17 protein-coding genes are annotated in these 13,619 nt (G+C 41.7%); 12 read left to right on the top strand and 5 right to left on the bottom strand.

Annotated elements, in window-relative coordinates:
• Positions 1–4 precede the first annotated feature (4 nt).
• From SOO65_RS19900 to SOO65_RS19880, 5 genes are all read left to right on the top strand, one after another.
• Positions 5–1,174, top strand: coding sequence for a PAS domain-containing protein (locus SOO65_RS19900; protein ID WP_321394761.1), 1,170 nt, complete (start codon positions 5–7; stop codon positions 1,172–1,174).
• A 47-nt stretch (positions 1,175–1,221) separates the two neighbouring features.
• A complete protein-coding gene (locus tag SOO65_RS19895) occupies positions 1,222–1,575 on the top strand; it encodes a hypothetical protein (protein ID WP_321394758.1) in 354 nt (117 codons plus the stop codon).
• A 2-nt stretch (positions 1,576–1,577) separates the two neighbouring features.
• The gene (locus SOO65_RS19890; protein ID WP_321394755.1) at positions 1,578–1,964 is read left to right on the top strand and encodes a cupin domain-containing protein; all 387 of its coding nucleotides are present in this window, start codon (positions 1,578–1,580) and stop codon (positions 1,962–1,964) included.
• 151 nt (positions 1,965–2,115) lie between these two features.
• On the top strand, positions 2,116–3,918 hold the full coding sequence (gene lepA / locus SOO65_RS19885; RefSeq protein ID WP_321394752.1) for a translation elongation factor 4: 1,803 nt from the start codon (positions 2,116–2,118) through the stop codon (positions 3,916–3,918).
• A 10-nt stretch (positions 3,919–3,928) separates the two neighbouring features.
• Positions 3,929–4,552 carry a DUF7986 domain-containing protein gene (locus SOO65_RS19880; RefSeq protein ID WP_321394750.1) on the top strand — a complete coding sequence of 208 codons (624 nt, stop codon included), beginning with the start codon at positions 3,929–3,931 and terminating at the stop codon, positions 4,550–4,552.
• A gap of 27 nt (positions 4,553–4,579) precedes the next feature.
• Here the strand turns inward: SOO65_RS19880 and SOO65_RS19875 are convergent, their stop codons facing one another.
• Positions 4,580–5,539: a lysylphosphatidylglycerol synthase transmembrane domain-containing protein gene (locus SOO65_RS19875; protein WP_321394747.1), complete on the bottom strand. Its 960-nt coding sequence runs from the start codon at positions 5,537–5,539 to the stop codon at positions 4,580–4,582.
• Positions 5,540–5,597: 58 nt separating this feature from the next.
• Between SOO65_RS19875 and SOO65_RS19870 the strand changes: the two genes are divergently transcribed.
• The gene (locus tag SOO65_RS19870) at positions 5,598–6,398 is read left to right on the top strand and encodes a carbon-nitrogen hydrolase family protein (protein WP_321394744.1); all 801 of its coding nucleotides are present in this window, start codon (positions 5,598–5,600) and stop codon (positions 6,396–6,398) included.
• 3 nt (positions 6,399–6,401) lie between these two features.
• On the opposite strand, the gene SOO65_RS19865 is transcribed toward SOO65_RS19870, so the two are convergent.
• The 3 genes from SOO65_RS19865 to SOO65_RS19855 form a co-directional block, all read right to left on the bottom strand.
• On the bottom strand, positions 6,402–6,656 hold the full coding sequence (locus tag SOO65_RS19865; RefSeq protein WP_321394739.1) for a NifU family protein: 255 nt from the start codon (positions 6,654–6,656) through the stop codon (positions 6,402–6,404).
• A 12-nt stretch (positions 6,657–6,668) separates the two neighbouring features.
• A complete protein-coding gene (locus SOO65_RS19860; protein WP_321394736.1) occupies positions 6,669–7,175 on the bottom strand; it encodes a hypothetical protein in 507 nt (168 codons plus the stop codon).
• Positions 7,176–7,260: 85 nt separating this feature from the next.
• Positions 7,261–7,599, bottom strand: coding sequence for a response regulator (locus tag SOO65_RS19855; protein ID WP_321394734.1), 339 nt, complete (start codon positions 7,597–7,599; stop codon positions 7,261–7,263).
• 201 nt (positions 7,600–7,800) lie between these two features.
• On the opposite strand from SOO65_RS19855, the gene SOO65_RS19850 reads away from it, so the two are divergent.
• Positions 7,801–8,616, top strand: a complete 816-nt coding sequence (locus tag SOO65_RS19850) for a helicase-related protein (protein WP_321394731.1) — start codon at positions 7,801–7,803, stop codon at positions 8,614–8,616.
• On the top strand, positions 8,553–9,377 hold the full coding sequence (gene recO / locus SOO65_RS19845; protein WP_321394729.1) for a DNA repair protein RecO: 825 nt from the start codon (positions 8,553–8,555) through the stop codon (positions 9,375–9,377). Before SOO65_RS19850 ends, recO begins: the two co-directional genes overlap by 64 nt.
• Here recO and SOO65_RS19840 read toward each other — a convergent pair.
• Positions 9,363–9,803, bottom strand: a complete 441-nt coding sequence (locus tag SOO65_RS19840) for a D-glycero-alpha-D-manno-heptose-1,7-bisphosphate 7-phosphatase (protein ID WP_407676977.1) — start codon at positions 9,801–9,803, stop codon at positions 9,363–9,365. The genes recO and SOO65_RS19840 overlap by 15 nt on opposite strands.
• A 105-nt stretch (positions 9,804–9,908) precedes the next feature.
• Between SOO65_RS19840 and SOO65_RS19835 the strand changes: the two genes are divergently transcribed.
• The 4 genes from SOO65_RS19835 to SOO65_RS19820 all read left to right on the top strand — a co-directional run bounded on the left by SOO65_RS19835 (position 9,909) and on the right by SOO65_RS19820 (position 13,496).
• On the top strand, positions 9,909–11,621 hold the full coding sequence (locus SOO65_RS19835; protein ID WP_321394725.1) for an ABC transporter ATP-binding protein: 1,713 nt from the start codon (positions 9,909–9,911) through the stop codon (positions 11,619–11,621).
• Positions 11,622–11,741: 120 nt separating this feature from the next.
• Positions 11,742–12,113 carry a group I truncated hemoglobin gene (locus tag SOO65_RS19830; protein ID WP_321394724.1) on the top strand — a complete coding sequence of 124 codons (372 nt, stop codon included), beginning with the start codon at positions 11,742–11,744 and terminating at the stop codon, positions 12,111–12,113.
• 4 nt (positions 12,114–12,117) lie between these two features.
• Positions 12,118–13,086 (top strand): 2Fe-2S iron-sulfur cluster binding domain-containing protein, encoded by a 969-nt coding sequence (locus SOO65_RS19825; RefSeq protein ID WP_321394721.1) that lies wholly within the window; start codon positions 12,118–12,120, stop codon positions 13,084–13,086.
• A gap of 20 nt (positions 13,087–13,106) precedes the next feature.
• A complete protein-coding gene (locus tag SOO65_RS19820) occupies positions 13,107–13,496 on the top strand; it encodes an RrF2 family transcriptional regulator (protein WP_321394718.1) in 390 nt (129 codons plus the stop codon).
• Positions 13,497–13,619: the final 123 nt, after the last annotated feature.

Below are 13,619 nucleotides of genomic sequence, written 5' to 3'. Positions count from 1 at the left end.
ATATATGAAATTGTCTCTTAAACGCCGTGTGGCCTTTAGTTTCATCATCGCCAACATTGTTGTGCTGGTGATGGGGTTTACGGTTTTTTTCTTCCTGGATTCACTCAATAACCAGATTTCAAATATCACGGTGAACTCCAACAAGATCTCGCTTCTTACAGATGAAGTGAGAATTTCTGCGGTTTCAATTCTTAAGATGCAGAAGAAGATTCTGACGACCAAGCCTACTGGCGAAGACTTAAAGCGCTTAGAAAACCTGTGTGAAGGCTTCCAGTCCCAGCTTCAGCGTTTGGATAGTTTTTATACTGAAGTAGAGGCCAAGAAGATCATTTCTAAGATGCAAGGCTACGTGGACTCACTTAAAACCATCGTAAGTAAATCATCATTGTTCTACCGCGATGGAGAAGGGATTTCGACGATTAACGAATTAACTGACAAAATCCTTGAGGCCTTCTCGGAATTCCAGGACATTCAGTATTTCCAGAATGAGCAACGAGATAAACAAGTTAAAGCAATCATCGGCGAAACTCGTCGTAATATGCTTATTACTCTCATCATTACGTTCCTTGGAACCATTCTTTTATCACTAGTTGTTCCGGGTAAAATTGCGATGCCGTTTAAGAAAATTAACGATGCGGTTCGTGAGCTTCAGGACGTGAATTTCGACGTATCTATTTACTATGATCAGGATGATGAGATTGGGGAGCTTGCCCGCGAATTGAACAAAATGATCGTGAATATGAAAAAGTTCGAGCAACTGCGTACGGACCGTATTTCGGTTGAGCACCGTAAGTTTGATACGCTGGCGAACATGATTAAGAAGAACATCATGATCTCAAATGCCAAGGGCGAACTTATCTATATGAATAACCCTATGTATTCGACCCTGGAAATGCAATCTGATGACGTTATCAATAAAAACATTACCGATACTCTGATTCCAGATTCAATTGTTGAGACTTTTGAACTTGCGATTAAACGTCGTTCGAAAATTGAAAACGCTGAAATTACAATTCCAAAACGTAAAAAGGTCATTGATCCAGCGACCGGCGAATATGTGTTTGAAGACACAGAAGAGGCCTACCAGGGTTACGCTAACGTAATTCCTATTCGTGCAAAAGAATCGAATCTGGATTACTACATGATGATTATTTCAAAAGAAGTTTTCGTTTAATACTGAAGGCCCGGATTCCGGGCCTTTTCTTTTTTTTAGAGAGACGAATGATGAAAAACATTTTTCTGTTGTTGGTGTTTTCAATTTCTATTGCCTGTACCCCGGCCGAGGCCCCAAAAAAGACAGATGCTTCAGTTCAGCAAGCTGAAGTAAATTTCAAGCAACCAGATGTTGTCAGCATCGAAATGATTGACCGAAGTTGTGTTTCTGACTCTGATTGCACGACAGTCTCAACTAAATGTTCATGCAGCTGCGGTGAAGGCGTTTCTAAAAATAAACTCCAAAAATATCTCAATCTGGTAGAGACAAGCTGTCAAAACTATCAAGGACCTTATTGCAAAGTCTTGTGTAATGGGCAGGTGAAGTGTCTTGAGAAGGTTTGCACTTACGTTAGGTCGTAAACATGAAAATCCAGAAAAAATCAGACCGTCACTATCGCCAGCTCAAGTCTACAAAGACCGGTGAAGAATATTCTCGGTCTAATGTGATCTCTGAAGCATTGTTTTCAACTGATATTTTTCTATCTCATGAAATTATCAGTCCAAATTCAAGATCATCTTCACCGCATTTTCATACTCATACTGATGAACTTATTTATGTTTTAAGTGGAAAATTGGTGGCAGTTGAGGGTGATTCAGAAATCGTGGTCGAAGAAGGTGATTCAGTCATGTTCGAGCGCCAGTCAGGAAAGCACCACTTTTTGAAAAATGAATCTAATTCTGATGGGCACATTTTGTTGATAAGAAAGAAGTTGGGTTCGCCTGACGTTATCTTTCCAGAATCGAACTAGTCGGTTCGAAGCGGCTAAATACCGAGAAAATCATTTCAGTTGCTTTGCTGCGAGGAGTTGTTTTCCTCTAAACCCCTCAAAATCTTGAGTGTAGCTTCGTATAAAATAAGCTATAGTTGAGCCTTACAAAAACGAAGGTTTACAAGCATTTATGGACACCAGTCTGATTCGAAATTTTTCTATTATTGCTCACATCGATCACGGGAAATCTACTCTCGCTGACCGAATCATTGAGATGACTAAATCGATTACTGATCGTGAGAAGACTGATCGCCTTCTGGATAACATGGATCTTGAAAAAGAACGTGGGATTACCATCAAAGCGCAAACAGTTCGTCTTCAATATAAAGCTCAAGATGGGAAAACGTATTTCTTCAACTTGATCGATACTCCGGGCCACGTGGACTTCACGTACGAAGTATCTCGTTCACTTGCTTCTTGTGAAGGCGCACTTCTGATCGTTGATGCCTCTCAAGGTATTGAAGCTCAAACACTTGCTAACGTATACATGGCGCTTGAGAATAATCTTGAAATCCTTCCTGTGATTAACAAGATCGATCTTCCTCACGCTGATCCGGATAAAGTAAAAAAAGAAGTTGAAGATGTTATTGGTCTCGATGCTTCGAACGCTCCACTAGTATCAGGTAAATCTGGTCTTGGTGTTGATGGACTTCTGGAAGAAATCGTAAAAATTATTCCACCTCCGAAAGGGCAGGTGGCAAATCCACTACAGGCCCTGATTTTCGATTCATGGTTTGACCCATACAGAGGTGTGGTGGTGCTTGCCCGTATCATGGAAGGAAATCTTAAAGTTAAAGATAAGATCCACTTCAAGTTCTCTAAGCAGGACTATGAAGTTATTAAGCTCGCGGTTCACACTCCATTCTATCAAGAAGTGAATGAACTAGGTGCGGGTGAAGTAGGGATGATTATCTGTGGTATCAAAACAGTTCGTGACGTAAAAGTCGGGGACACAATTGTTCACACGGATAAGAAAGATGTAACTCCATCACTTGCTGGTTACAAAGATGTTAAGCCGATGGTGTTCTGCGGGATCTTCCCGGTAGACTCTGAAGAGTATGAAGTCTTGAAAGAGGCGCTAGAAAAGCTTGCTCTGAACGATGCATCCTTTACTTATGAGCCAGAGGTTTCTCAAGCTCTTGGTTTCGGTTTCCGTTGCGGATTCCTGGGACTTCTTCACATGGATATCATTCAGACTCGACTTGAGCGTGAGTTCAATCTTGCTCTGATTTCTACTGCTCCTTCATGTTCGTATGAAGTGGTAACTCAGAATGGTGATAAGGTCATCGTTGATAACCCGGCCAAACTTCCTGATCCGAGTATCATTGATACAATCCTTGAGCCTACAGTGAAGCTTTCGATTCACCTTCCGAACGAGTTCGTAGGTAAGATCATTAAGCTTTGTGAAGACCGTCGTGGTCGTCAGCAGGCGATTAACTACATCACTGAAGATCGCGTACAGTTGATTTATATTCTTCCACTTTCAGAAATGATGTTCGATTTCTATGATCAGCTTAAGTCTTTATCAAAAGGCTACGCTTCAATGGACTACGAACTTCATGAGTACCAAGAATCAGACATGGTGAAGTTGGATGTACTTCTTAATGGTGACAAAGTTGATGCACTTTCAGTGATCACTCACCGAAGTACTTCACAACAGAAAGGTAAAGACCTGACTCATCGACTTCTGAAAGTTATTGATCGTCAGCAATTTGATATTGCAATTCAGGCGGCCATCGGGGCAAAAGTTGTTGCTCGTGAAACGGTGAAGGCCCTTCGTAAAAACGTACTTGCTAAATGTTACGGTGGTGACGTTTCTCGTAAGCGTAAGCTTCTAGAGAAACAGAAAGAAGGTAAGAAGCGTATGAAAATGGTCGGGAATGTCGAAATTCCTCAAGAAGCCTTCTTGGCAGTTCTGAAGACAGAAGAGTAGAATATCTCTTATGCTCGACACCGTTCATAACCATTTAGACAAAGTTTTAGGCCTTTACACGCAAGGTGATTTTTTCAACGACTTGAAAGAGGCGAAAGAAAAATATTTTTCTCTCACTGGAAAGTTGGATGAAGATAAAGATGAATTCGAATCACGAATGAACTCTTTCAACGACTGGTATATTTTCCAGTATCGTCAGAAAGATGGTTCAAAAGTTATTGAGGACTACATCCGTAACAATCAACTTGAAGAAGATCTTTCTCAAGCACTACTTAATGTGAATCACTCACTATTTGAGTTCACCAAGACAAGCTTCAGAAAACAAATCGTTCTGAAAGATATTCTTCACGATGAGAAAATTACCCTGGTGAAAAACCACCCGACAATCAGCTTGATTGAAGGTGATGTGTTCACTGGTCGCGTGATTAAGTATAAAGGCGAACACTACCTTCTAAGAGGCGTGTGTATGCTTCCTCAAGGTGTGAAATCAATTCTAAAAAAACAGTCTAAGAAAGTGCGTAAGCAGAACAGCTTTGAGGATGAACTAAACTATCTTCTTCAGCTTGAGCAGCTTAAAACAAAAGCGATGCACTACTCACACATTGATCCGACGAAGATTTTCATTTTTAACTAAAAATAAGGCCCGTTCACCGGGCCTTTTTTATTTCTTAGTTTTTGTGAGTATGTAAGGAATCACTCCGAGCACGTTCACGACCAACGTCACTACAAAGTATAAATTAAAAAGCGAAGCACCGTTTTGAATGCCTGAGAACTCGAAGAGTTTTTGGAAAATAGCGTGACCAACACCCAGGCCCGATGGGGCAACTGGAAGGGCGAGAGTCATCAGACCAATCGGAATGAATGCCAGGGCCTGAACGAAATCCATATGTCCACCCACGAACGGGTGAATCAAAGACCAGAAGATCAGAACCGCAATAAATTGCACGACAACTGAAAGGGCAACTGCCTTAAGCATGTGGCCTTTAATCATCACGAGATCGTCCCAGAGAGCAGTAAGCTTTTCGAAAATGCCTTTTAAGGCAATGCTTTGGCATTTAACCAGAAGAAGTCTTACGACGTTATGAAAGTAGAAGAATGTGCCAAGAGAGAGCACCACTAACATCACCAAGAGATAGTTGATGCTCAGAAGTGGACCCATGGCCGGAGCTGTTTCTAGAATGTGACGTCCAAACAATAGGGAGCTCACACCCACCAGTAGAATAAGTCCAGAAAGACCCATTACTCGGTCAATCAAGATTGAAGCGAAGACAAACTTCTTAGAAAAATTTTCGTCAAACTTTTGTACGTAAAGAATTTTTACTAAATCGCCACTGACGCTTCCTGGAAGAACTGAACTGAAAAATTGTCCGATCCAGGTGATTTGCAGAATACCAAGAAGAGGAATTTTAACTGAACTACGTGCGCGTAAAATAGTTTCCCAGCGGTATGAAACTAGCAGGAAGTTAAGCAGTGATAAAACCACGGCAGCTACAATCGCCAAAGGATAATTCACCAGTTGAGCTAACAGCTTAAAATCTAATTTACCGGAATTGATAAGCCAGTAAATCAGAGCGGCCGCAACGAGGATTTTAAGTGCGTTTATAAAAAGTGTTTTCAGCATGGCCCGATGATCTTATAACTCTCTTATAACCGTGGCAAAAGTTTAATGGAGTTTCCCTATGAAGATCGGTGTTATTCAGCTTCAATCTGTCCTTGATCCGGCCCAGAATCTTAAAACTATTCGTAAGTTTTTAGATGAGGCACGTGCTAATGGAGCAGAAGCAGTATTTTTGCCGGAAGTTTTCTACTCCATGTCAGATGGTACAAGGCCAACTCCATACCTTGTAGAAGGTAAGAATGAGCACTATGAGGCCATTCGTAAACTTGCCACTGATTCAGGTCTTTATATCCTTGGCGGATCGGCCGCAACAAATGTTGATGGCAAGATCATGAATCGGTCTTATAACTTCTCGCCTGATGGCACTGAGCTCATGATCTACGATAAGATGAACCTTTTTGCGGTTGATCTATCAAAGCATCCAAGTAACACCGTTGTGAATGAATCAAAAGTTTACACCAACGGAAATACACCTAAGCTTCTTCCATTTAAAGAATTCAAAATCGGTCTATCGATTTGTTTTGATCTTCGTTTCCCGGAACTTTTCCGCTCTTATTCTGCACAAGGGGCGAACGTTCTTTCAATTTCATCGGCCTTCACTGTTCCAACAGGTAAAGCACACTGGCACACGCTGGTACGTGCTCGCGCGATTGAGAACCAATCATATGTGATTGCTTCTGCGCAATGGGGTCAGCACAATGAGAAGATGAGTACTTTTGGTCACTCGTTAATCATTGATCCATGGGGAGAAATTCTTGCGGACGCCGGAGAAGGCGAGAAGATTATCTTCGCTGAAATTAGCCTCGAAAAGATTGAAGCTGTAAGAGCGAGAATGAACGTATTACGTAATCCGAAGGCCTAATCCCTACATGTAAGGGTTAGTTCCTTCCTGGTGATCCGTCACATCTACAACTTCCGAAATTTCGGGAAAGTTCTGCTTAATCAAAGTCTCAATCCCGCCTTTCAATGTGGCCTTTGAACTTGAGCAACCCTGGCAACCGCCGTAGAACTTAACGAATAGGATATTGTTATCGACATCAACAACTTCAACGTTACCGCCGTGTTGAGCGAGTGCCGGACGAATCTGCTGATCGAAGAGTTTTTCAATTTGTGTAATCATGCGGGGATTATATCACAGATTGCTTAATTTCTGAGTCTGAAAATCGCGAAGAAGAGCTTGTACTTGTTTTGGTCGGTTTGTGCCATATGTGAAAGGCGGAACCCAAGTAAGGCTTTCGATGGTTCCCTCATTCGTAATTTTGTAGATAAGACCTTCAGCAGGGTTACCAGCAAAAAACCAACTAGGGTTGTTATCGAGATTGTGAGAATCCATTTGAACCAGAGTAAGTTTTTTCATTTCTGGATCTTGGATTTTAATCGTACGGTGAAATTTCACCTTTGCACTTGAAACCACATCATCACGAAGAGTGATGAAAAGTTCAGAACCATCATTCAAAATGTAAGTAAGTTGATTACGTGATTGGGCAGAAGGAGTACCGAAGGCCTCTTCAAGTTGTTCAAGATCCATCCCTAGTTTAAGAGATGAGATCGCTAATGGACTTTCGATTTTGTTTTGTGCTGCTTGATACGCGCCGAAGATTAAACAGAGCGTCAGAACGCAAAATAAACCATACTTCATGAGAGATGCCCTAATGAAACTGTTTTAATTGGTTAATTAAACCGCATTTGGCCATTATTGGCCAGACGAATAGCTAAAATAAATCCTATTTGAATATTTTTGAGAGGCGCAGTAAGTCCTGAGGTTTGAATAAAACTTCAGTGATTCCCATACTCACAAGTTGCTTCGCATCCATCGATGGCTCTCCGGTCAAAATATAAAATGGAATTTGATGTCCTTGCTCTTTGAGCCATAAAAAGAACTCCAATCCATTCATGCGCGGCATCTGAAAATCACAGATGATCGCATCGGGAATTTCTTTTTCGATATAACTTTTAGCAGCAAGTGCTGATTCAAAAGTTTGAATCTCATGGCCCAGTCTTTTAAGTTCAATTCCAAGTACAAAACCAATATCGGCTTCATCATCTACAATCATTATTTTCATGTGCGAGAGTATATAAAAATTTACAAAGTTCTCTCCAGAAAAATATTTGCCGAAAGTTGATTAGAGAGGTTCTTCAAAAGGTAAATGCGATATGAAGTCCGAATGATTCAGGATTTGATTCTTCTCACTTCACCACCGGCCTCTGGTAAAACTTTTTGGATTTCCTCCCTAAACAATGCCTTTTATTCCGAAAGAATTTTGGTGATATCTCCACTGCGAGCTCTGGCCGATGAGTGTCGAAAAAATTGGCAGGATTCAATCGATGTCATGACCCCGGAAGAGTGGCTTGGTAAACAGATTTTTCGAAAAATCGTGATCTTTGATGAGTTCCACTTGTTCTTTTATTGGGGCGATACTTTTCGGGAAAGAATGTGGGAATGCTTCTTGGAACTTTCTCAATTTTCCGAACAAACTTATCTGTTAACTGCAACTTTGTCGGAGGCCATGAAGAAGGAAATTTCATTTTTTGAAACACAATTTGATCGGATTTTCTGGGTGGATCAAGGTAATCAGAGATTGAAAACTTCACCTTCGGTTTATCTCAAAGCACCCAGCGCGAAATGGATTAAAGATCTTATTGAGATTCAACCTAAGAATGAGTCGGTGAAACTTATTTTCTGTCGATATCGAAATGAAGTTTTGGATTGGGAAAAACGTCTTCGCCATTTGGGATTTACGACCGTCTCCTGCCTCGGTGGAGAGTCGCAATTTATGCCAGCTAAACTGGAAATCACACCGTTTCCGGATTTCATTATCAGCACTACAGTTTTGAGTCATGGCGTGAATCTTCCGCGAATTCAGAAAATCTATTTCCTTTATCCCGTGCAAAATATTGATTTCTGGATTCAGATGGTCGCCCGAGGAGGAAGAAGAGGGGAATCTTATCAGGTTTTTGCTCTGGAAAGACCCTTTGGCCTTAAGTGGAATTGGTGGACAAATCTCTTGGCAGTTTCATGGATAAGTTTGAAAATGAGGTTCAAACTTACCCTGAGGCCCGCTTGGTTTTTGAAGGACTAGTCATTCATCGAGTTCCCTACAAAGAGAGAGATCTCATCGTTAAGCTGTTACTCCGTAACGGTATGGTGGGAAGCTTTTATATTTATGGCGGGCAGGGTGGCGGTAAGAGCCACAAGCCTTCTATTTTTGAACTTGGCTCTATGATGAGAATTATGATCAAAGATCAGAAAACGAAAATTGATTCCAGTGATCTCATGATCTCGGCCGAACACAGTCGTATCTGGGAACCTCAAAGTGTTCGTCATGATATTCGCGCTTTTTATCTCGTCTGTTTATACTTTGAACTCATCTCAAAGTTCTCGATAACTTTTCAACCGGGCACCAGTGATTATCAAAACCTCGATCATGAGGGAGTGTTTTCAGTTGTGAGTAACGCTCTTTTTTACATCGAAGACGCTTTGGTAAAAAAACAATTCGAAGCGGGACAGCACCTGACTCTCTTCATGGTGAAACTACTTTTCCATCTGGGGATCATGCCGGACACCGATAATTGTTCTTACTGTCAGGAAGAGCTTTTAGAAATGCCTGGAGTGGTGTTCATGCCGGCCAATGGTCAGTTCGCTTGTCAGAACTGTGCTCAAGGCGAGAATGAAAGAGGGTTTTTACTAAGAATCAAAAAAGGGTATCAGACTCGTTATCAGGAATATGCTGGATTCTTAGGCACGAACTTTTCTGAGTGCGATAAGTTGATTCAGTACTTTTGTCATCAGTACCATCTAAGACCGGTTGAACTTCGTTCGTACTCGTTACTTTTTAAGTGAGTTAGCAAAATCCATCAATGTTTTATAGTGAGGGAAATCAGGCGAAGTCGCGTGACGAACCAACACACCCTGGATGCCCGCATTTCTTCCCGCTTCGCCGTCGATAAGTTTGTCTCCCACCATGAACGATTGATCAGGATTAATATGGTACTTTTCCATGAGGTCAGTAATCATCTGGCCCGAAGGTTTGCGGCACTCGCAACCGTCATCTGGAGAGTGAGGACAAATAGCAAAGTCCTTAAACGGAGAAAGTTTATTTTCTCGAAGATCATTTTGAAGTTGCTTGTGGATAACGTAGACCGCTTCCAGGGAAAAATACCCTCGGCCCACGCCCGATTGATTTGTTACCACGAAAAGATCGTACCCAAGTTGCTGAAAAACTTGCAAAGCTTTGAGTGTATCCGGGTAATATTCCATCTCTTCCACTCGGGAGAGATAGTTCTTATCGATGATCAGTGTTCCGTCTCGATCCAGGAAAATAGCCTTCCGCGTTTTAATTTACTTAGCCTCCGTTAAAGCTTAAGATAGCGCATGCTAAAAGTTCTTAAGTCAATGTTCCCATATATTCGCCCTTTTTGGAAGGAGGCGTTGGTCGCCACGCTATTGGCCCTGCCCCTTGCCGGTATTAAAGCGTACGAAGCTTACCTGGTTAAAGATATTTTCGATAAAGGTTTCTCGGCCGGTTCAACGTTTGAAGATGCCCGTAACCTTGCTCTCTTGTTGGTGTTCTTAGGGGTATTGAACTATCCACTTCGTTACTTCCACTATTTTGGTCTTCGCCAAGTTGTGGATAAATCCACTCGTGTTATTCGTTCTAAGATCTATTTGAAGTTTCAAAATCTTCCGGCCAAATTTTATTCGAAACAGAAGGCCGGTAACTTGATTTCAACTATCATGAACGATACGTCGGTTTTCTCGGAGGCCTTCAAAAACTCTTTGGAAGTTGTTCGTGAACCAATTACCGCTTTGGCCCTTTTGGGTGTGGCCTTCTATCACGACTGGCAACTGACTCTTGTGATTTTCGCCGTGGCCCCTTTGTTCATCATTACTCTTCATTTTACGGGTAAACGCATCCGTAAATATGTTGGTCGCGCTCAATCTGATAATGCTGAGATGACTCACATTGTAGGTGAGGCACTGAATGGTCAGAAAATTATTAAGGCCTTCGGACTTAAGGAATACATCATCGATCGTTTTGAAAGAACGCAAGAGATGCTTCTGTTTCACCGTCGTAAAAGCAACTCTGCCGAAGAGCATTCACATCCTCTGGTGGAACTGATTGGTTCGATTGCCTTCGCGGTTGTAATCGTTTTCGCTCACCACCGCATCACTTCTGGTAGCTTAACTACCGGTGGATTTATTTCATTCGTTGCCGCTCTCGCGATGTTTATGGATCCCGTTCGTCGTTACAGCAAGGCCAATGCAAAACTTAACCAAGCTCAGGCTGCGGCTTCTCGTATCTTCGAACTTTTGAGTGTTGAAGAAGAACCTCAGGGTGATCTTAAAGAGCTTAAGTCATTTGATAAAACCATTGAGTTCAGAAATGTTTCCTTCACTTATGGAGAAGGAACTGTTCTTAAGGGCTTCAACCTGGTGATCACTAAGGGCGAAAAAATCGGTCTGGTTGGATTGTCTGGTTCTGGTAAATCAACTCTCATTAGTCTTCTTCTCCGTCTTTACGATGTGACTGGTGGAGAGATCCTGATTGATGGCGTGAACATCAATGAATACACACTTGCTTCAGTTCGTAAGGTCTTCGCTCTTGTGAGCCAGGACGTGTTCCTGTTTAACGATACCGTTCGTGAAAACCTCACGACAGGTGATGAGCACACGGATGAAGAAATCATGGACGCTCTTAAAATTTCTTATGCCTGGGAGTATGTAAAAGACCTTCCTCAGCAGCTTGATACTCAGATCGGGGACCGTGGTTTAAGACTCTCTGGTGGTCAAAGTCAGCGTCTAACAATTGCTCGTGCGTTTCTTAAAAACCGCGATGTGCTTTTGTTTGATGAAGCGACTTCGGCACTGGATAACGAATCAGAAAAAATCGTACAGGCCGCTCTTGATCGAGTGGCAGGCCATAAAACAGTAATCGCTGTTGCTCATAGACTTTCTACTCTGAAAGACTTCAACCGTATCGTTGTGATGAAAGATGGTGTGAAGATTGAAGAGGGAACTCACCCTGAACTTATTGCTCTTAATGGTGAGTACAGAAAATTATTTGAGCTTTCTCAGAGAGAATAGCCTCATAAAATCCTGATCTAAATCAGCCTTTTGTTACTTTTTACCCGGTTTTTTTTCCGGACTTTACTTCGATCCTTAATTGATATATTTAAAATATATCAATTCAAAATGGAGGGTTCGATGAGTAGCTTATTTGAGAATATTGGTGGCGAGAAGGCCGTAGATGCAGCCGTAGATATCTTTTATCGTAAGGTTTTGGCCGACGATCGCATCAGTCATTTTTTCGATGATGTAGATATGGAAGATCAGATTGCTAAGCAGAAGTCATTCTTGACGATGGCCTTTGGTGGACCTGTTAATTATTCAGGTCTGAACATGAAAGAGGGCCATAAGCATTTAGTGGCAAGAGGTCTGAATGACAGTCACGTTGATGCTGTTATTGAACTTCTAGGTGGAACACTTAAAGAACTAAATGTTCCAGCAGAATTGATTTCTCAAGTTGCTGGCATTGCTGAAAGCGTTCGTGGACAAGTACTAGGCAGACAAGGGTAATTTTATGGCCACGCTGACTTATAAAGATCGTTCATTTCAAGGTCAGGAATCAGAAACTATTTTGGATTGTTTAATTCGAAATGGAGAGAAAATTCCTCATTCTTGTAAGAGTGGTATTTGTCAGTCGTGTGTGATGAAAACCAATGATCCCGTAGACCTTGTTTCGCAAAAGGGGCTTAAGCCCACAAAGAAAGAAGCAGGGCTTTTTTATACCTGTCAGCAGTCTCTCAATAAAGACTTTGAAGTTTTTGATTCTCATGAGTCCGGCCCGCCGATTGATGGGGAAATTATCTCTCAACAGCGGGTCTCTAGTTCAGTTGTCATTCTGAAAATCCAGCTTGATTCGCCTCTGGAATATAAGGCCGGGCAATTCGTGAATGTCTTTCGCACAGATCAATTGTGTCGTTCCTATTCTTTGGCAAGTGTTTCAAACAATCAGATTATTGAACTCCACGTGAGAAAAGTTCCGGAAGGCTCGATGTCAAATTGGTTGTATGATTCAAATCTCCTGGGTCAAAAGATCACTTTAAGTGGGCCAGTGGGTGAGTGTTACTTAACTCAGGACATGGAGAACGATGATCTTTTACTTATAGGAGTAGGAACGGGTCTCGCTCCCTTGTATGGAATTGTTCATGAAGCTATTGCAAACGGATTCAAGGGCAAGATAACCCTCTTTCATGGAGGGCTCCGTTTAGAGAGTCTCTACCTTGTAGAAGAGCTCAAGAATCTTGAACAAACGCATTCTCAGTTTAACTATTTCCCGGTCTATTTATTGGGAGAGAGCAAAGAAGGTTTCTTACAGGGTGATTTGGTTGAGCTACTGAAAAAGCATGAGTTTGATTTAAAGAACACGACCGTCATGGTTTGTGGAGACCCAGATATGGTCAAGAAACTTAAACAGACTGTATTTTTAAAGGGTGTTTCCTCTAAAAAAATATTCAGCGATGCCTTTGTTTCCAATAAAAAGGTTTGATATGCTACTTTTATCTAACCATGAAACTAACACTAAAAACCGACTACGCTTTAAGGGTGCTGATCTTTCTTCAACGTGAAGAGAGAAAGGTCACTATTGCCGAAATCGCGGATTTTTATGGCATCAAGAAGAACCACTTGAGTGTCGTGGTGAATAGACTTTCGGAACTTGGCTATGTCCATACCGTTCCAGGTCCCAAAGGTGGAATTGAATTCAATCCGGCCATGGCGAATAAATCTGTCGCCGAAGTTTTTACCTCATTTGAAGATTTGGATATGGTTGAGTGTTTTAACTCTGAGTCCAATACATGTCAGTTAAGCCTTAATTGCAAACTCAAAGGCATGCTTGGTCGAGCGACCCGAGCTTTTGTGAGTGAACTAAAGGGTCATAAGATCAAAGATCTTGTTTAATTTGATGCATTGCCAAGTCTTTGCCCCGATAGAAACCCAAAATAGCCTTATTCAAAATCTGCGTCATTCGATTTTGCCTTAGTAAAGAGCACCGTCTCTGTGATAAAATTTTCGCGATTTATA

Source organism: Peredibacter starrii (genome assembly GCF_034259205.1).
Taxonomy (GTDB): Bacteria; Bdellovibrionota; Bacteriovoracia; order Bacteriovoracales; family Bacteriovoracaceae; genus Peredibacter; species Peredibacter starrii.
This window is presented reverse-complemented; position numbering and strand designations above follow the sequence as displayed.

Bases quoted from the DNA above. Each gene is read 5' to 3' on its own strand.
- SOO65_RS19895 (WP_321394758.1), top strand. From the start codon at position 1,222: ATGATGAAAAACATTTTTCTGTTGTTGGTGTTTTCAATTTCTATTGCC.
- lepA (WP_321394752.1), top strand. From the start codon at position 2,116: ATGGACACCAGTCTGATTCGAAATTTTTCTATTATTGCTCACATCGAT.
- SOO65_RS19890 (WP_321394755.1), top strand. From the start codon at position 1,578: ATGAAAATCCAGAAAAAATCAGACCGTCACTATCGCCAGCTCAAGTCT.
- SOO65_RS19825 (WP_321394721.1), top strand. From the start codon at position 12,118: ATGGCCACGCTGACTTATAAAGATCGTTCATTTCAAGGTCAGGAATCA.
- SOO65_RS19900 (WP_321394761.1), top strand. From the start codon at position 5: ATGAAATTGTCTCTTAAACGCCGTGTGGCCTTTAGTTTCATCATCGCC.
- SOO65_RS19835 (WP_321394725.1), top strand. From the start codon at position 9,909: ATGCTAAAAGTTCTTAAGTCAATGTTCCCATATATTCGCCCTTTTTGG.
- SOO65_RS19880 (WP_321394750.1), top strand. From the start codon at position 3,929: ATGCTCGACACCGTTCATAACCATTTAGACAAAGTTTTAGGCCTTTAC.
- SOO65_RS19865 (WP_321394739.1), bottom strand. From the start codon at position 6,656: ATGATTACACAAATTGAAAAACTCTTCGATCAGCAGATTCGTCCGGCA.
- SOO65_RS19875 (WP_321394747.1), bottom strand. From the start codon at position 5,539: ATGCTGAAAACACTTTTTATAAACGCACTTAAAATCCTCGTTGCGGCC.
- SOO65_RS19855 (WP_321394734.1), bottom strand. From the start codon at position 7,599: ATGAAAATAATGATTGTAGATGATGAAGCCGATATTGGTTTTGTACTT.
- SOO65_RS19830 (WP_321394724.1), top strand. From the start codon at position 11,742: ATGAGTAGCTTATTTGAGAATATTGGTGGCGAGAAGGCCGTAGATGCA.
- SOO65_RS19870 (WP_321394744.1), top strand. From the start codon at position 5,598: ATGAAGATCGGTGTTATTCAGCTTCAATCTGTCCTTGATCCGGCCCAG.
- SOO65_RS19820 (WP_321394718.1), top strand. From the start codon at position 13,107: ATGAAACTAACACTAAAAACCGACTACGCTTTAAGGGTGCTGATCTTT.
- SOO65_RS19860 (WP_321394736.1), bottom strand. From the start codon at position 7,175: ATGAAGTATGGTTTATTTTGCGTTCTGACGCTCTGTTTAATCTTCGGC.
- recO (WP_321394729.1), top strand. From the start codon at position 8,553: ATGGATAAGTTTGAAAATGAGGTTCAAACTTACCCTGAGGCCCGCTTG.